Below are 17,863 nucleotides of genomic sequence, written 5' to 3'. Positions count from 1 at the left end.
ATAAATATGAAAGAATTAAAAATTATTAGCCCAGCTACAAGTGCAAATTTAGGTGCAGGATTTGATTGTTTAGGTTTAGCTTTAAATTTTTATAATGAGACAATTATTAAAAAAAATTCATTTTTTAGGGTTAGTATTAAGGGCGAGGGTGATGATAATATTTATTTAAAAAAGCATAATTTGTTTATAATAATTTTTAATGAAACTTATTATAAATTAACTGGTAAGAAAGACAATTTTAGTTTTTCATTTGTTAATAATATCCCATTGAGTAGAGGATTAGGTAGTTCTAGTTCAATAATAGTTGCAGCTATAGCAAGTGCTTATTATTTTGCAGGTTTAAGTATTAATAAAAATATGATTTTAAATCAAGCTTTAGATTACGAAAATCATCCTGATAATATTAGTCCAGCTGTTTTAGGTGGTTTTGTATGTTCTTTGGTTGAAAATTTAAAAGTAAATTACATTAGAACAACAATTTCAGATTCTATAAAAGCTGTAGTTTGTATCCCTAATAAAGCAATATCAACAAATGCTAGTCGTAAGGCCTTACCAACCAAACTTAGTTTAGAAGATTCTTGTTTTAATATAGCTCATAGTTCTTTAACAACAGCAGCTTTTATGAGTAAAAATTATGATATGCTAAAAGTAGCCGCTAAGGATAGACTACATGAAAGAGGTCGTATGATGGCTATCCCAGAACTTTTTAAGGTTCAAGAATTAGCTATTAAAAATGGTGCATTGATGAGTAACTTAAGTGGTTCAGGCTCAACTTTTTTTAATCTTTGCTATAACGATGACGCTAATAAGTTAAATAAAATTTTAAGTGATAATTTTAAAGATATGAGAGTTTTGACATTAGATTTTAATAATACAGGTTTTGAAATTTTATAAGAAGGTGGTTTTTGAATTCAATAAAATCAGCTATTTTTATAGATAAACTTTATGAAATTAATATAGAGGCTATGATTACTAAAGGCTTACCAGCTTTTAGCATAGTTGGATTACCTAGCACTAGCATAAAAGAAAGTGTTGATAGGATTAAAGCAGCTTTTGCAAATTTAGATGATTTTTCTTTACCACCTAAGAAAATTACTATAAATTTAAGTCCATCAGATACTCCAAAAAATGGCTCATATTTTGATTTAGCAATAGCTTTGCTTATATATTTTTATAATGATGAAAATATTGATAATGATTTTTTTGTATTCGGTGAATTAGGACTTGATAAAAGTGTAAAAAGCACAGCTATTATGTTTTCTATTTTATTGTTTTTAGCGAGTTTTAAGCCTAATTCAAAGGTATTGATACCTAAAGAATTAAGCAAACAAGCTAGTTTGATATATAATTTAGAATGTTACGCAGTAAATAATTTAGATGAAGCTATAGAATTTTTTAAAAGTAGTAATAAAGATAAATTTAGAATTCATTATGATGAGAGTATATTTTTAAATTTATTAAAAATTAATGATAAAACTTATATCAAAAACACAAACTATCCATTTGATTTTAAAGATATTAAAGGTCAAAATCAAGCTATTTTAGCGTGTAAAATAGCCGCACTTGGAATGCATAATTTAATGCTAGAAGGCTCACCTGGAAGTGGTAAAAGTATGTGTGCTAAGCGGATTAGTTATATTATGCCACCACTTAGTATTGATGAAATTTTAGAAACTAATGCTTATAAAAGCTTTAATAAAGATAGTCTTGATTTTACACCACAAAGACCTTTTCGTTCTCCCCATCGTTCTAGTACAATCAGCTCAATTTTAGGTGGAGGGACACAAAATGCAAAGATAGGTGAGTTAGGACTTGCTAATAATGGCGTTTTGTTTTTTGATGAATTTGCATATTTTGATAAAAAAATTATAGAAAGTTTAAGAGAGCCATTAGAAGATAATAAAATAAATATCTCTAGGGTAAATTCAAAAACTACATATAAAACTAAATTTTTATTTATATCAGCACTTAATCCTTGCCCTTGTGGAAATTTATTCAAAAAAGAACAAACTTGTACTTGTTATGAAAGAGATATTATAAGATATAAGAACAAAATTTCTCAGCCTATTTATGATAGAATTGATTTATATGTAGCTATGGATGAGGTTGGTTCTAATGCTACAGCTTTATACTCAAGCGAAGAATTAGCTAATGATATTTTAAAAGCATTTATTTTTCAAAAATCTATAAGAAAGCAAGATGAATTTAATGGAAAATTAAGTGATGAAGATATTAAAAAATTTTGTATTTTAGATGATGACGCAAAAAACATTTTAAATAAAGCCATAAGCACTTATGAGCTTAGTGCAAGAGCTACTAATAAGGTTTTAAAAGTAGCTAGGAGTATTGCTGATTTTGATGAAAGAATTATTATAAATAGCAAGGATATTAAAATAGCGCTTTCTTTTAGATATAGAAAAAGATAATTTATGTTTTAAGGAAATTTATGGAAGAAAAAAGTGTCTTAAATAAAATGATTGATACTCCAATAAATAGTTTTGATTATCAAACATTATTTGTAACATATGGTTTTAAAATTTTAGGTTCTTTGATTATTCTTTTAATTGCTTTTATTATTATGAAAATAGTTGGAAAAGCATTAGATATAGCATTAACAAAGGCTAGAATTGATGAAACATTAGTTATATTTTTAGTTAAGTTAATAAAAATAACTATTTTAGTATTTGGGATATTAGCTATGCTTAATAATTTAGGTGTAAATACTACATCTTTTGTAGCTTTATTTACAGCGACATCATTTGCTATATCATTTGCTTTTAAAGAAACACTATCAAATATTGCAGCTGGAGTTTTACTCGTAATTTTTAGACCTTTTAAATTAAAAGAATATGTTAAATTAGGGGCTGGAGAGGGTTTTGTTAGTAATATTAGTTTGTTTTCTACTACTCTTAGAACTAATGATAATATAAATATAATAGTGCCAAATTCAAAGGTTGTAAGCGATAATATTTATAATTATTCTCGTGAAAAAATTAGAAGGATTGATTTGTCAAAAATTATTAAACCACAAGAATTATGCGAGAGTAGAAAAGAATTATTAAACATTTTAAATAATTGTGATTTAGTTTTAAAAGAACCAGCTATTTTTATCGGAGTAAAAAACATTAATGATGCTGATATAGAAATTAGTATTCAAATATGGGTTGAAAATATAAACTATGATAGAGCTTTAATGCAAATTAACGAAGCATTGCTTTGTAAATAATTTAGAATTAAAAAGAGTAATATTGTAATGATAGATTTAGATATTGATACTTTTAAAAAAAGTTTTAAAAGCGTGGTAATAGCAAGTATTGACAATAATGGTAATGCAATTAGTTCTTATGCTCCTATTATTTTTGATGGTAATGATATGTATATTTTTATAAGCGAAGTTGTGGAGCATTTTAATGCTTTAAAATTTAATCCTAATAAAGTAGAAATTATGTTTTTGCAAGATGAAAGCAAGGCTAAAACGATTTTTGCAAGAATTAGATTAAGGTATAAAGTAAATGCAAAAATCTTAAATAGAGATGATGATTTTAATAGATTATTCTCTCTTTTAAAAGAACAACAAAATGATGAAAACATAGATATTTTTTATAATATGCAAGATTTTCATTTTGTTAAATTAATTATTAAAAGTGGTAGATTTGTTAAAGGTTTTGGTATGGCTTATGATATAGATGAAAACAATAAAACACATTTAGCAAATATTAATTCTCCACATAAATTTAATAAATAAAATACCAAGATAAATTTAGATTTTTTAATTATATATTTTTTATTAATAATAAATTAATATTATTAAAATAAAAATTTTAAAGGAGAATGATGACTAAGCAAGAATTAGCAAATAAAATTTGGAAAACAGCTGAAGAGCTAAGGGGCGAGGTAGATGCAAATAATTATAAAGATTTCATTTTAGGATTTTTATTTTATAAATTTTTATCGGATAATTTGTTTAGCTTTATGATAAAACAAGGTGTTACTTTAGATGATTATAAGGCTGTTACGAAAGATTTAAAAGAATTTGATTTTGAAAGTATTAAAGATGAATTATTAGTTAAACTTTGTTGTAACGAAAATGGATATTTTATACCTTATGAATATTCTTATAAAGCTTGGATTGACGATAGGACTGGATTAAAAGTTGAAACGCTAAGTAAAGCTTTAGATTTTTTTGAAGAATGTGCTAAAAATAATCCAACCTATGAAAATATTTTTAGACAACTAAGAAATAATATCAATATTTTAGGCAAGGACAATTCAGCAATTAGCACAAAAATTGAAAAAATCGCTTTTATTTTCAAGGATTTAGATTTTAGCATACAAAAAGATTTTGATTTAGTTGGTTATATTTATGAGTATTTAATATCTATGTTTGCAAGTAATGCAGGTAAGAAAGCAGGTGAGTTTTATACTCCACACGAAGTATCAGTTCTAATCTCTGAAGTAATAGCTAATTATTTAAAAGATACTTGCAAGGAAATTAAGCTTTATGATCCAACTTGTGGCTCTGGAAGTTTGCTTATTACCATGGGAAAAGCCGTTAAAAAGCATTATGAAGAAGATATAAAGATACATTATTATGGGCAAGAGTTAATGCAAACAACTTATGATTTAGCAAGAATGAATTTAATTATGACAAATACTCCTGTAAATCTTATAAGCCTTAAAAACGCCGATACTTTGTTAAGAGATTGGCCTTGTGAAAATGGTGATGCTTTAAGGGTAAATGCAATAGCAGCAAATCCTCCATATTCAGCTAATTGGCAAAGAGATAATGCTACAAGTGATCCAAGATTTAGATATGGTTTAGCACCTAATAAAAAGGCTGATTTTGCATTTTTACAGCATTCACTTTATCATTTAGAAAACAACGGATTAATGGGGATAGTTTTACCACACGGGGTTTTATTTAGAAGTGGAGCTGAAGAAGAGATTAGAAAAAATTTAATTGAAAATAACCATATTTATGCAATAGTAGGGCTACCAGCAAATATTTTTTATGGCACTGGTATCTCAACCATAGTTATGTTTTTAACGAACGATATAAATAGAACTAGCGATATTTTATTTATTGATGCAAGTAATGAATTCATAAAAGATGGCAAGAAAAACAAACTCCAAGCATCAAATATAAAAAAGATTTTTGATTGTATAGTAGCAAGGAAAAATCAAACAAATTTTGCAAGACTTGTAAGCAAAGATGAAGTAATTAATAATAATTATAATCTAAACATAACAAGATACATAAATAAAACTGATGATTTAGAGCTAGATTTTAATGCTTTAATGTTTGGTGGCATACCTAAAAAGGATTTAGATAAAAAATATTTTGATAGTTTAAAAAGCTTACAAAATGATATTTTTGCAAACTATGATGATGAGTATTTAAGATTTAATGATTTTTCAAATTTAAAAGAGCAGATTTTAAACTCAAAAGATATAAAAACTATGAGCTAAACTATAAAACCGAGCTAAATAATTATAAAGATTTTTTAAAAATAAATTTAATTGATAATTTAGACTTAATTGATATTAATAAAATTGAAAATACCTTAAATGAACCACTAGAACAAATTGCAAATAATTACGAGCTTTTTGATAAATACAAAATATATCAAAAACTAATTGATAGAACGGGGGGGGGGATTTTAAACGATATAGATAGCATTCAAAGAACAAGCTTAAAAGAATTTAGCAAAACCTTAGATTTAGAGATTATCAAAAACGAATTTTTTAGCTCCGAATTACAAGAATTATCAAACCTAGCAAATCATAAAGAAGAAATCTATCAAGAATTAAACGAGCTTAAAGATGAATTAGACGAAAGCTACTTTAAAGACAACGGCGATTTAGATGAAAAGTTAATAAAAGCTGAATATAAGATGATTAGCAAAGCCACATTAGATATTGATGAGCTAAATATAATCAAAATTAACGAAAAACTAAAAGATTATGAAAACGCTAAAAAATCATACAATACTTACGCAAAAGAGCTTGATATAAAATCAAGTAAAAAACAAGATGAGCTAAATATAGATGAGATAAAAACCTTGCTAAATACCATTTGGATAGAGCCTATTATAAGCAATTTGTTAGATATGTTTAATGTAATGTGTGATGAGATAGCAAACAAACTAAGGGCTTTAAATGATATTTATAAAGATACTTTAAGCGAAATTGAAAATGATTTAAAGCAAAGCAATGCGAAAGTTTGTGAGCTTTTAGCTGAACTAGATGCTGATATAAACGAGCAAAAAGCCATAAATGAGCTTATAAAAATCTTAGGATAAGGCTATGAGAAAACTAAGATTTAAAGGCTTTAGCGAAAAATGGCAGGAATTTGAATTAGGAAATATAGGAGAAACTTTTACAGGATTAAGTGGTAAAACTAAAGAAGATTTTGGATATGGAAATGCAAGATATATCCCGTATTTAAATATTTTTAATAATTCATTTGTAGATATTGAAAATTTAGAAAAAATAGAAATTGATAACTCACAAAATAAAATTAAATATGGAGATGTATTTTTTACTACTTCTTCAGAAACTCCAGAAGAAGTAGGTATGAGTTCAGTTTGGTTATATAACTTAGATAATGTTTATTTAAATAGTTTTTGTTTTGGTTATAGATTAAAAGTTGATATAGATTTTAAGTTTTTATCATATAGCTTAAGAAGTAAATCATTTAGACAGCAAATGATAAAACTTGCTCAAGGTATTTCAAGGTTTAATATATCGCCAAGGAAAACTATGGAGTTATCAATCAAACTCCCGAGTTTGAAAGAACAAGAGAAAATCGGAGAATTGTTTAAAAATTTAGATGAGAGTATAAATAAAACTGAATTAAAAATCTCAAAGCTAAAGCAAAGCAAAAAGGCTTTACTTGATAAACTTTTTACTAAAACATACGAAATTCACCCACAACTACGCTTTAAAACTTTTAGCGAAAAATGGCAGGAATTTGAATTAGGAAATATAGGAGAATTAAAAACTAGTAGTGTAGATAAAATCATTGTAAAAGGTGAAAAAATTGTTAAATTATTAAATTATATGGATGTTTATAAAAATAGTTATATTACTAATAATTTTAATTTTGCAATTACTTCAGCTACTGAAAATGAATTAAAAAGTTTTGATTTGAAATATGGAGATATATTATTTACTCCATCATCTGAAACCCCTGACGATATAGCGCATTCATCTGTTATTTTAGAAAATTTAAATAATGTTTTATATAGTTATCATTTAATGCGTTTAAGACCTAAAATTAATCTAAACAATACTTTTGCAGGACAAGTTTTTAAGCATAATAATTTTTTGCAACAATGTTATAACTTAGCTCAAGGTAATACTAGATTTACGCTTTCAATTTCTAAATTTAGTTGTATAAAAGTAAAACTCCCAAGTTTAAAAGAGCAAGAAAAAATCGGGGAATTGTTTAAAGCTTTAGATGAAAGTATAAATTTATATGAAAAAAAATTAAGCAAATTAAAGCAAATAAAACTTGCTTTATTAGAAAAAATTTTTAAAGGAGAATAAATGTATAGTTTTGTAAGTGAATTAGAGTTTGAAAACGATTTAATTAAAGCTTTAGAGAAAAATGGTTGGCAAAATGATAGTTTTGCTAATGTTTTAATGAGCCCAAGTGAGCAGGATTTAGTGGATAATTTTGCTAAAATTGTCTTTGCAAACAATAGCGAGAGTGCTAAGCTAAACGGCGTAGAATTAAGCGAAAAGGAAATAAATAAAATCCTAGAGCATTTTAGAAAATCTCCTTATGAAATAGCAAGAATGTTAAAAGAAGGCACTATAACAATCACAAGGGATAATCCAAGTGATACTAAAAATAATGGTAAAGAAATAACTCTTATAATCTTTAATAAAGATGAAATTGCAAGTGGTCGCACTATTTATCAAATCGCAAGACAACCGAAATTTAAAAAGCTTGATGATATGCTAAAAGATAGGCGTGGTGATGTGCTTTTGCTTATCAATGGATTGCCACTTTATCATATAGAACTTAAAAAAGATGATAAAAATTTAGAAGAAGCTTATAATCAACTCAAAAAATACAAAAATGAAGGGCTATTTAGTAAGGGGCTTATGAATTTGGTGCAAATTTTTGTAATAATGACCCCTAATGATAGTAGGTATTTTGCTAATACTAATGATAGTGAGTTTAATAAGTCATTTAGGTTTTGTTGGGCGAAAAAAAATAATGAGCATTTAAAAAATTATATAGATTTAGCTAATTCAATGCTAAAAATACCACTAGCTCACGAATTAGTAAGCAAATATTCAATAGTCCAAGGTGCTGATAAAAGTTTAATAATTCTAAGAAGTTATCAATATTATGCGGCTAAAATGATTTTAGAAGTTGTTAAAAATCATTTAGGAGATTTTAATTTAGGTGGCTTTATATGGCATACCACAGGCTCAGGTAAAACTATGACAAGTTACAAAGCAGCTGAACTTGTAAATGAGCTTAAGAATGTGGATAAAGTGGTGTTTTTAGTAGATAGGGTTGAGTTAAATGATCAATCTTTTAAAGAATATTGTTCTTTTAGCTATGATGATGGGGTGTTAAATACCGAAAACATAAGGGATTTAAAGCGTAAGCTAAACCCTAAAGAAAGAGAAAAGCTAATAATAACTTCTATTCAAAAAATGCAAAAATTATCAAAATCAATGAGTAAAGATACTAAAAAAATAGTTTTTATAATAGATGAAGCACATCGCTCAACTTCAGGAGAAATGTTAAGTGATATTAAAAAAGTCTTTGTTAATTCTATGTTTTTTGGTTTTACAGGGACGCCGATTTTTAAAGAGAATTCAAAATTTGACAATGAAACTAAAAATATTTTTGGAAATGAGCTTCATCGTTACACTATAAAAGATGGCTTAAGAGATGAAAATATTTTAAGGTTTAATTTAGTTCAAAAGATTAATTATGATGATATTAGGGATAAAAAAGCAAAAATATTAAATGATGCTAGTTGGTATGATTTTGATGATGAAACAACCGAAGCAAAACTAAAAGAGACGGATTATTTTGAAAATACACAATGGAAAATAAATGTAGTAAAAGAGATTTTAAGTGATTTTTCTAGATTTTCAAAATCTCATAAAAGCTATAAATTTGATAGGTATTTTCATGCTATTTTTGCGGTAAGCTCGATACCTGATGCGATAGAGTATTATAGAATTTTTAAAGATTATAAAAATAAAGGATTGCATGATTTAAAAATTACGACACTTTTTGATACAAATATTGATGAAAATTACGCATTTGTAGTGGATAAAGGAAAAGCATTGCATGAGATTATAAGCGATTATAATGCTATGTTTCATAAAAGTTTAAGAATTGATGATGGAGAATTTAAAAAGGACATTGCAGCAAGATTAGCACACAAAGAGCATTATAAAAGTATAAAAGATGATGATAAGCTAGATATTTTAATCGTTGTAAATCAAATGCTAACTGGTTATGATTCAAAATATGTAAATACTTTATATTTAGATAAAACTTTAGAATATGCAAATTTAATTCAGGCGTTTTCTAGGACTAATAGGGTCTTAAATGGGCTTAAACCTTATGGAAATATAGTGTATTTTAAAGAGCCTGTTGCTATGCAAGAAAATATAAAAAAGGCTTTAGAGCTTTATTCAGGTGCTAATGAAAGCGAGATTTTTGTGCCAAAAATAGGCTATTACGTAGAAAAAATCAACGAAATTTATGCGAAGATTAATACGCTTTTTATACACGGCTTTGCTTCTTTGCCAAGTGATGAAGAAGATATAAAAGAGTTTAGAAGATTGTTTAACGAGCTTGAGTGGTATATAAGAGCGGCGAAAATTCAAGGTTATGATTTTGATAAAAGGAGTTATAAATGATAGTTTCAAATTTAGATGAAAATACTTATGAAATATTAAAAGTAAGGTATCAAGATAGCATTCAAAGTGGGGTTTTAAAAGATGAGTTTAAAGAGCATTATGAAACAGATTTAAGCTTTAATGAAAATAGATTTGAGATAAATTATGATTATATGCAGGATTTATTTGCAAAATTTAAGCGTGATAAAACAGCCGAAAATAAAGAAAAACTAATAAAAAGTCTAGCGATTTTAAGCGAGGCTGACCAAGAAATAGCACTGGATATAATTAATTCTAATGATATTAGCGATTATATGGATTTGATTAGCGAGATAAATAAGGTTAAAGCTAGTAGGCTAGATGAAAAGATTAAAGATTATGCAGAGCTTTTTGGGCTTGATTTTATAAAATTAAAAGAGATATATATTGATGCAAAAAGTGAAATAGATTTAAATAAAGGAAATAGACTTGTGGATTTAATTAATTTATCTGATAAAAAAAAGGTGCAAGATTATTATAAAGTGCCTTTTTGGCAAGGTAAAACTAAACTTTATGATGATATAAAAATTTTTGTTTTAAATCAAAATATATAATAACTAAAGCCTATTTTTTAGGCTTTAATATTTTAAGGCTGGTTTATGTTTACAAATTTTCATATTTTTAATAAAAATTTTATAGTTTTAAGAGATGATTTATTAGGTGAAATCAATGGAAATAAAGCCAGAAAATTAGCATTTTTAAAAAGTATAAAATTACCATATAAGCACTTGATTTGTTATGGTTCAAGTCAATCAAATGCTATGCAAGCATTGGCTTTATTTTCTAATAAAAATAATTATAAATTTTCATTTGTATGTGCTAGAAGATGTGAAATTTGTGGAAATTTAGAAAATGCTATTAAAAATAACGCAAATATTTATTATTCTAATGATTTTGGTTTAAGCCCTAAGGATTTTGCTATGAATTTACATAAAAGTGATAGCGATAGTTTTTTGATAGATGAGGGCGTTTGTAATGATTTTGCAAGGTTTGGTTTTTTTGATATGGCAAATGAAATTTCTAGTGTATGTAAAGAATTTAATTGCGATGTGTTTTTGCCAAGCGGAACTTATACAAGTGCTATTTATTTAGAAAAATATTTAAGTCAAATTTTACCAGAGATTAGAGTATTTACCACTTCTTGTGTGAGTGGTGAAGAATATTTTGCTAAGCAAATTCAAAAATTAAATCCTAAATCAAATTTAAAATTATTAAAAACTAATAAAAAATATCATTTTGCAAAGCTTTATGAAGAGCTTTTTATACTTACAGAAAATATAACAAAAATAAAATTTGATTTGCTTTATGATAGTGTTGGGCTAATGGCTATTTATGAGAATTTGGATATTTTTAAGGATAATATTTTATATATTCATCAAGGCGGACTTATTGGTTCTAGCACTATGAAAGAGCGATATTTATGCAAATTAGACTATAATTAGAATTTTATAATTAAAATTATTTGTATTATTTTATTTATAATATTTATATTTTTTAAAATGGATAAGATGAAAGTAACAATTACATTAAATGACAATCCATATTTTTTAAAAGCATTAAAATAATTAGCAAAAGCTTTTAATGAACCTATTAAAATAATAAAACAAAAAAGTGAATTTGATAAACATTTAGAATAATACTATAAGAGTGATGAATTTTTAGAAGCATTAAAAGAAGCTAAAGAGTTAGAAGAAGCTCATTTACGTGGAGAAATTAAAGCACAAAGCTTTGAGGAATTTATAGTTGAAATGAGAAATTTACGATCAAATCAATAAAAAAATTAAGTAAATATATTGATAATAAATTTTATTTATGAAATATTTTGATACAAAAAAATTATTAATTAATTTTATATTTAAAAATATTTTGATTAGTTTATTTTAATAAAAGTTATAAATTTGATTTTAATATTAAATAAACATTTTGTTTAATAATTTTATATTTACTTAAATAATTTTTTATCATATCATTTAACTTTTTTACGCAAATAATTTTATTCTAAGGTTTTTTATAATTTTTAAAAATTAATAATTATGCTTTATTTTTTAAAGTTTAAAAAACTTTAAGTTTCATTTTATGTTTTTTAATAATTTTTTATATTTTTTAAAATTTTATATGATAAATTACTTAAACATTCTTGAGCTATATTTTTTTGCATTAATTCAGTTTGATTATATTGTTTATAATTTTCTTTTAAAGAAAAGCAGTTTTTAAAATCACTTTTATTAATACCACAAAAAATTATTAATTTTTTTTGATGAATTTCACATAAATTATTTATTGAGCCAATCACTTTTCCCATTAAGCTTTGATTATCAAATGAACCTTCTCCAGTTATTACAATATCAGCGTTTTTTATGTATTCTTCTAAATTTAAAAGTTGTTTTAAAAATTCAAATCCAGAACAAAAACTAGCATTTAAAAATTCTAAAAAACCATAAGCTAATCCACCAGCAGCACCAGCTCCAGCACACATAGAAAAGTCTTTGCCAAAATGTTTTTCGCAAATATTTGCAAAATTTTTTAAACCCTCATCTAAAAAAATAATATCACTATCATTTGCACCTTTTTGTCTAGCGTATATAAAAGCTGCACCATTTAGACCATATAATGGATTATTTACATCATTTGCTATGTGAAAAGTACATTTTTTTAATCTTAAATCTATATTTTTATCATCAATTTTTTTTATTTTGATTAAATTTTTTCCGATTGGTTCTAAAATATTATCAAATTCATCTAAAAAATTATAGCCAAAAGCACTTAGCATTCCGATACCAGCATCATTTGTAGCCGAACCACCTATACCTATTATAAATTTATTTGTATTTTTGTTAATAGCATCAAGTATAGCAATTCCTAATGATTTTGTGCTAGTTTTTAGTGGATTTTTATCGCTTTCTTTAAGTTTTGCTATCCCAGCAAATTCAGCCATTTCAAAATATGCTGTGTTATTGTCTAATAAATAATAGCCTTCTAAATTTTCGGTATTGGCTGCATTTTTTAAATTTAATGTTATTTTATTTGCATTTAATTTTTGATTAACAGCTACTAAAAATCCATCACCACCATCAGAAATTTCTAAACTTTTTACATTAAAACCTAGTCTTTTAGCTGAGTTGGATATACTTTCATTAGCCTCTTTTGAACTAAGTGAGCCTTTAAAACTATCACAAATTACTAAAATATTCATTTTTTTGCCTTTTTAATGAAAATATAAATTAATAAAAAACTAAAAATTAATGTAGCACTTATGTCTAAGATAAATTCATTCATAATTAAATTCCAACTTTTTAGGTAATATTAATGTATTATCCGTGTATTTTAGATATTTTAATTTTATAGCGTAAATTTCATGATTTAGTGCAAATTTAGCCATTTTGTATTTTTTAATGTATATATCTTTTTGTTCTTGTGTGGCTAAACTTAATTCTCCTATGATTTGTAAGCCTTTGATAGGATTTTGATGATATATTGCAACGGCTAGTGTTTTTATATTTTTTATATGTCTAGAATTTGTACTAGATATAAAAATAATAGAATTATTATTTTCATCAAAAATATAAAAAACACTAGCCGAGTAAGGCTCATTTGTGCTAATTACACATACATTAATAGAGTTTATAAATTCAAGTATTTTTGCATTCATATATCAATATCAATTCCTATAGGGCAATGATCAGAACCTAATACATTATCTAAAATAAAAGCATCTTTTAAATACGGCGCTAAGTTGTTTGATATAAAAAAATAATCAATTCTCCAACCAACATTTCTATTTCTAGCACCAGCTCTATAGCTCCACCACGAGTATTTTTCAGGTATATCTCCGTGTTTAAAACGGAATGTATCAACAAAACCTGAATTTAATAATTTATCTATCCACTCACGCTCAATCGGTAAAAATCCACTCGTTTTTTCATTAGCTTTTGGGTGGGTCAAATCTATTGGACGGTGAGCTGTATTTACATCTCCACAAATAATAATTTTTTTACCATTAGCTAGTAAATTTTGAAGATATACTAAAAAATCATCGTAAAATTTCATTTTGTAATTTAATCTTTCATCTCCGTTTTGTCCATTCGGAAAATATATATTAAATAAAACTATATCTTTAAAATTATGTTCTAAAACCCGCCCTTCATCATCGGGAAAAAATTCAGCAAATTTAGTTTCACAATCAAAATTAAAAAAACTCATAACGCCAGAGTATCCCGCTCTTTTAGCTGAATTTGATTTTATATTTTTAAATCCTAATTCATCAAGTCCTTTTGGAAATTTATCAGAACTAGCTTTTATTTCTTGTATTCCTAAAAAATCACAAGGATAATCCTTTAAAAACTCAAAGCCATTTTTTCCCATAATAGCTCTTAAACCATTTACATTCCATGATATTAATCTCAAAACTATTCCTTAAATTTAGTTATATATAATTTTTTAATATACAAAAAGGTTGTAAATGTTAAAGATAAATCATCTATTTTTTAATTTTATTTTAAGTTTATATATATTTTTTATGAATTATAATTTATTATTTTTTGTAAGTTCTAAAACTAATTCTTTTGTATTTTTAATATCAATTTATATTATTTATTTTTTATTAGTTTTTGTAGTTATAAATATTTTATGTTTTTTTAGAATTTTAGCATATTTTTTTACTTTTATTTTAATAATTACTATTAGTTTTATATCGTATTTTGTGTATAATTATTCCGTTATAATTGATTCTGATATGATTGTTAATGCAATGGCTACTGATAGTAGAGAGATTAGTGATTTATTTTCTTTTAATATGATAATTTATATATTTTTTACTTGTATTATACCTATTTTATTCTTATTTTTTGTAAGGATTAAAAATAATAAAATTTTACATAAAATTTTTATTATTTTAATATCAATTATTAGTTTATTTGCTTTGATTTTTATAAATTCAAAATCATTAATACCATTTTTAAGAGCTAATGATATTATAAGGTATTATAATTTTCCATTTTATCAATATTATTCATTTTTTAAAGTAGTCAAATTAAAATTTAAATCACCTGAAATTTTAAATGAGATTAGCCAAGATGCAAAAATGTTAGATGATGAGTTTAGTAAGACTTTTATACTAGTAGTTGGTGAGACTGCAAGGGCAAAAAATTATTCTTTAGGTGGTTATACAAAAAATGATACTAATTTTTATACTAAAAATTTAGATGTTAATTATTTTACAAATTTTACTTCCTGTGGGACAGCTACTGCACAATCTTTACCTTGTATGTTTTCAAAACATAAGCGAACTGAATTTAACAAAAATGAGGCGTATAAAAATGTCTTAAGTGTTTTAAATCGTTTCATAGATGTTTATTGGCTTGATAATAATTCTGGTGGTTGTAAAGGTGTTTGTAATGGTATAAAATCAACTATAAAAAGTGAGAACTATGATGGTTGGTTAATTGATGATACAAAACAAATTTTAGCTAATAAAAAGGATAAAAATACTTTAATAGTAGTTCATATTCAAGGTTCACATGGACCAGCTTATTATCTTAGATATCCTAATGAATTTGCTAAATTTCAGCCCATTTGTAATACAAATAAATTACAAGATTGTTCACAAGAGGCACTGATTAATACCTATGACAATACATTATTATATACTGATTTTTTAGTGGCGAATTTAATAAAAATTTTACAAAATGATAAGGCAGATAAAAAAGTATTATTTTATTTAAGTGATCATGGAGAAAGCTTAGGTGAAAATGGATTTTATTTACACGGAATGCCATATTATTTAGCACCAAAAGAGCAAATTCATATACCAGCTATTTTGTGGCAAAACGAAGAATATATTAATAAGGATAAACTTAATTTAGAATTATCTCAAGATAATTTATTTAGTTCTTTGTTAGGATTTTTTAATATTACTACTAAAGATTATGATAGTGAATATGATATTTTTAATGCAAAATTAAATAAAAATAAATAATTATTCTTAAAATTTTATATAAAATTTATTATTTTAATAAAATTTTAATAATTATTTTGTATAATTTTGTCATTCCTTGTTTTTTAAGGGTTGCTTTATAATCGTTAATCATTTTTCAACTATACTCCTACAGATGCAACCCTTGTTTTAATTTTTAGATTATATAATGGTTACAAATTTAATTAAGGAGCTTAAGTGAATAAATTATTATTAATATTATCTTTTACTTTAACACTATTTGCTAGTGAGGCGTTATTTCAAAAAGGGGAATTCAAAAAAGCTTATCCAAGTTTTAAAAAAGCTTGTTTAAATAATGATGCTAAAGCTTGTTATAGATTAGGACAAATGAATGAGCTTGCACTAGGAACTAACAAATCTTATACTTATGCTTATAAATATTACAATATGGCTTGCGATTTAAAAGATGATATTTCATGTGCAAATTTAGGAAAAATGTATTTTCTTGGTTTAGGTACTAGTAAAAATATTAAAAAAGCTGAACAATTATTTAAACAAGCGTGCGATAAAGATATTTTTGAGGCTTGTGATGATTATGCATATTTATATAAAAAAGAGTATAAAAAATTTAAACAAGAAGAATTGTTAAAAGCTTGTGAAGGTGGTGTATCAAATTCTTGTATAGAATTAGCACAAAATATTAATCCTATTGATGGACTTAAATTCTATTTAAGAGCTTGTAGTTTAGGCGATGTGTATGGTTGTCAACAAGGGTCAAATAGCTATGTTATATCAACAGAAGCCTTAAAAAATATTGATGAATTTACAAAAATAAGCGAAGAAGAATGTGATAAAAATAATTCAGTAGCTTGTTATTCTTTGGCTAATTTTTATAGATATTTAAATAATGTAGAACAGGCAGAAAAATATTATAATATTTCTTGTAAATTAGACAATAAAGAATCATGTACTAGTTTAGGTATTTTGTATATGGAATTAAAAAAAGTAGAAGATAGTGTAAAAAATTTTGAATATTCTTGTGATAAATTAAATGATGGTTTTGCTTGTGCTAGATTAGGTTATATATATGAAGAAGGTTTAAATACTCAAGGCATGAAAATAGATAAAAATTTATCAAAATCTAAAAAATACTTTCAAAAATCTTGCGAATTAGGATTTACAAAATCTTGTGAAAAATAATATTTAGAGTTTAATACTCTAAATATTTTTATATTTTTATAAAAATGAACTTCAGTGAAATTTCAAATTAATTTATTTTTGTTTTAATATCTCAATAAAATTTATTTTAAGGAGAAATTATGGCAGAAGCTGGGAAAGTTGTAAAACTTACAGGTGATGTAAAAATTTTAAATGCTAATGGCGAAAAAGCTTTAGTTAATGGTAGTATTATATCAGTTGGCGATATAATCAAAACTATTGGTGTTAATGCTAGTGTCGATATTAGATTAGTTAATGGTAAAATTATTCATTTAGAAGGTGACAATCTTGCTAAGATTGATAATAGTATTTTAACAAGTGAAAGTTTTGAAAATGAGGCTGCTATTGATGATCAAATCAATAATTTAATCAATAATCTTATGAATAATGGAAATCTTGAATTAGACGCTACCGCAGCTGGAGATTCTGGTGTTGCTAGTAATGGTGTAGCTTTAAATGATATTATGTTTGATAAATCAGGTAGCGAAAGTAAAATTTATGCTGATGTATTAGATAGAAATATTGATGCTGATGTAATGATTAAAGATGAATATATTGGTGGTAATTTATTTGCTAATAATGTTGTTGCAAATAATGTTGAAACACCTGTTGTTCTTGAAAGTAGACCTGTTGATGTAGCTACCCCTGATAACACAGATGACAAACCAGTTGATGTAGTAACTCCAGTAGAACCTAAACCTGAACCAACTCCAGTAGAACCTGAAGATAAACCAGTTGATAATGTTATCCCATCTACTCCATTAAACCCAGCTACTAAATTATTTACAG

The 17,863-nt window shown here is 25.3% G+C and carries 15 protein-coding genes and 1 pseudogene; 13 read left to right on the top strand and 3 right to left on the bottom strand.

The annotated features are described in order from the left end of the window. Window positions 1-6: 6 nt before the first annotated feature. The 10 genes from thrB (at window position 7) to NY022_RS01460 (ending at window position 11,366) form a co-directional block, all read left to right on the top strand. Window positions 7-894 (top strand): homoserine kinase, encoded by an 888-nt coding sequence (thrB, locus tag NY022_RS01505; protein ID WP_267523254.1) that lies wholly within the window; start codon window positions 7-9, stop codon window positions 892-894. A gap of 11 nt (window positions 895-905) precedes the next feature. Beyond that, window positions 906-2,426, top strand: coding sequence for a YifB family Mg chelatase-like AAA ATPase (locus NY022_RS01500; protein ID WP_267523253.1), 1,521 nt, complete (start codon window positions 906-908; stop codon window positions 2,424-2,426). A gap of 20 nt (window positions 2,427-2,446) precedes the next feature. After that, window positions 2,447-3,226, top strand: coding sequence for a mechanosensitive ion channel family protein (locus NY022_RS01495; protein WP_267523252.1), 780 nt, complete (start codon window positions 2,447-2,449; stop codon window positions 3,224-3,226). A gap of 27 nt (window positions 3,227-3,253) precedes the next feature. Then, window positions 3,254-3,745: a pyridoxamine 5'-phosphate oxidase family protein gene (locus NY022_RS01490; RefSeq protein ID WP_267523251.1), complete on the top strand. Its 492-nt coding sequence runs from the start codon at window positions 3,254-3,256 to the stop codon at window positions 3,743-3,745. Between the two features lie 89 nt (window positions 3,746-3,834). Next, window positions 3,835-5,469: a type I restriction-modification system subunit M gene (locus tag NY022_RS01485; protein ID WP_267523250.1), complete on the top strand. Its 1,635-nt coding sequence runs from the start codon at window positions 3,835-3,837 to the stop codon at window positions 5,467-5,469. Window positions 5,470-5,894: 425 nt separating this feature from the next. Further along, the gene (locus NY022_RS01480; protein WP_267523249.1) at window positions 5,895-6,302 is read left to right on the top strand and encodes a hypothetical protein; all 408 of its coding nucleotides are present in this window, start codon (window positions 5,895-5,897) and stop codon (window positions 6,300-6,302) included. A gap of 4 nt (window positions 6,303-6,306) precedes the next feature. After that, entirely contained in the window at window positions 6,307-7,551 is a 1,245-nt protein-coding gene (locus tag NY022_RS01475; protein ID WP_267523248.1) for a restriction endonuclease subunit S, read from the top strand. Further along, window positions 7,552-9,906: a type I restriction endonuclease subunit R gene (locus NY022_RS01470; protein ID WP_267523247.1), complete on the top strand. Its 2,355-nt coding sequence runs from the start codon at window positions 7,552-7,554 to the stop codon at window positions 9,904-9,906. Then, window positions 9,903-10,478 carry a hypothetical protein gene (locus NY022_RS01465; protein WP_267523246.1) on the top strand — a complete coding sequence of 192 codons (576 nt, stop codon included), beginning with the start codon at window positions 9,903-9,905 and terminating at the stop codon, window positions 10,476-10,478. The genes NY022_RS01470 and NY022_RS01465 overlap by 4 nt, the downstream gene beginning before the upstream one ends. 45 nt (window positions 10,479-10,523) lie before the next feature. Further along, window positions 10,524-11,366: a 1-aminocyclopropane-1-carboxylate deaminase gene (locus NY022_RS01460; RefSeq protein WP_267523245.1), complete on the top strand. Its 843-nt coding sequence runs from the start codon at window positions 10,524-10,526 to the stop codon at window positions 11,364-11,366. Between the two features lie 641 nt (window positions 11,367-12,007). Here NY022_RS01460 and NY022_RS01455 read toward each other — a convergent pair. The 3 genes from NY022_RS01455 to NY022_RS01445 all read right to left on the bottom strand — a co-directional run bounded on the left by NY022_RS01455 (window position 12,008) and on the right by NY022_RS01445 (window position 14,328). Then, window positions 12,008-13,117: a glycerate kinase gene (locus tag NY022_RS01455; RefSeq protein ID WP_267523244.1), complete on the bottom strand. Its 1,110-nt coding sequence runs from the start codon at window positions 13,115-13,117 to the stop codon at window positions 12,008-12,010. 75 nt (window positions 13,118-13,192) lie between these two features. After that, window positions 13,193-13,573, bottom strand: a complete 381-nt coding sequence (locus NY022_RS01450) for a pyridoxamine 5'-phosphate oxidase family protein (RefSeq protein WP_267523243.1) — start codon at window positions 13,571-13,573, stop codon at window positions 13,193-13,195. Continuing rightward, window positions 13,570-14,328: an exodeoxyribonuclease III gene (locus NY022_RS01445; RefSeq protein ID WP_267523242.1), complete on the bottom strand. Its 759-nt coding sequence runs from the start codon at window positions 14,326-14,328 to the stop codon at window positions 13,570-13,572. The genes NY022_RS01450 and NY022_RS01445 overlap by 4 nt, the downstream gene beginning before the upstream one ends. A gap of 55 nt (window positions 14,329-14,383) precedes the next feature. On the opposite strand from NY022_RS01445, the gene NY022_RS01440 reads away from it, so the two are divergent. The 3 genes and pseudogenes from NY022_RS01440 to NY022_RS01430 form a co-directional block, all read left to right on the top strand. Continuing rightward, window positions 14,384-15,898, top strand: a complete 1,515-nt coding sequence (locus tag NY022_RS01440; protein WP_267523241.1) for a phosphoethanolamine transferase — start codon at window positions 14,384-14,386, stop codon at window positions 15,896-15,898. Window positions 15,899-16,093: 195 nt separating this feature from the next. After that, window positions 16,094-17,056 (top strand): tetratricopeptide repeat protein, encoded by a 963-nt coding sequence (locus tag NY022_RS01435; protein WP_267523240.1) that lies wholly within the window; start codon window positions 16,094-16,096, stop codon window positions 17,054-17,056. 119 nt (window positions 17,057-17,175) lie between these two features. Next, window positions 17,176-17,863: pseudogene (locus NY022_RS01430) on the top strand (hypothetical protein); the annotation flags it as partial.

It is taken from the genome of Campylobacter sp. MG1 (genome assembly GCF_026616895.1).
Lineage (GTDB): Bacteria > Campylobacterota > Campylobacteria > Campylobacterales > Campylobacteraceae > Campylobacter_E.
This window is presented reverse-complemented; position numbering and strand designations above follow the sequence as displayed.

Excerpts from the sequence above, each read along its gene's own strand:
- NY022_RS01490 (WP_267523251.1), top strand. The coding sequence starts at position 3,254 with ATGATAGATTTAGATATTGATACTTTTAAAAAAAGTTTTAAAAGCGTG.
- NY022_RS01455 (WP_267523244.1), bottom strand. The coding sequence starts at position 13,117 with ATGAATATTTTAGTAATTTGTGATAGTTTTAAAGGCTCACTTAGTTCA.
- NY022_RS01475 (WP_267523248.1), top strand. The coding sequence starts at position 6,307 with ATGAGAAAACTAAGATTTAAAGGCTTTAGCGAAAAATGGCAGGAATTT.
- NY022_RS01480 (WP_267523249.1), top strand. The coding sequence starts at position 5,895 with ATGATTAGCAAAGCCACATTAGATATTGATGAGCTAAATATAATCAAA.
- NY022_RS01465 (WP_267523246.1), top strand. The coding sequence starts at position 9,903 with ATGATAGTTTCAAATTTAGATGAAAATACTTATGAAATATTAAAAGTA.
- thrB (WP_267523254.1), top strand. The coding sequence starts at position 7 with ATGAAAGAATTAAAAATTATTAGCCCAGCTACAAGTGCAAATTTAGGT.
- NY022_RS01495 (WP_267523252.1), top strand. The coding sequence starts at position 2,447 with ATGGAAGAAAAAAGTGTCTTAAATAAAATGATTGATACTCCAATAAAT.
- NY022_RS01450 (WP_267523243.1), bottom strand. The coding sequence starts at position 13,573 with ATGAATGCAAAAATACTTGAATTTATAAACTCTATTAATGTATGTGTA.
- NY022_RS01440 (WP_267523241.1), top strand. The coding sequence starts at position 14,384 with ATGTTAAAGATAAATCATCTATTTTTTAATTTTATTTTAAGTTTATAT.
- NY022_RS01470 (WP_267523247.1), top strand. The coding sequence starts at position 7,552 with ATGTATAGTTTTGTAAGTGAATTAGAGTTTGAAAACGATTTAATTAAA.
- NY022_RS01485 (WP_267523250.1), top strand. The coding sequence starts at position 3,835 with ATGACTAAGCAAGAATTAGCAAATAAAATTTGGAAAACAGCTGAAGAG.
- NY022_RS01460 (WP_267523245.1), top strand. The coding sequence starts at position 10,524 with ATGTTTACAAATTTTCATATTTTTAATAAAAATTTTATAGTTTTAAGA.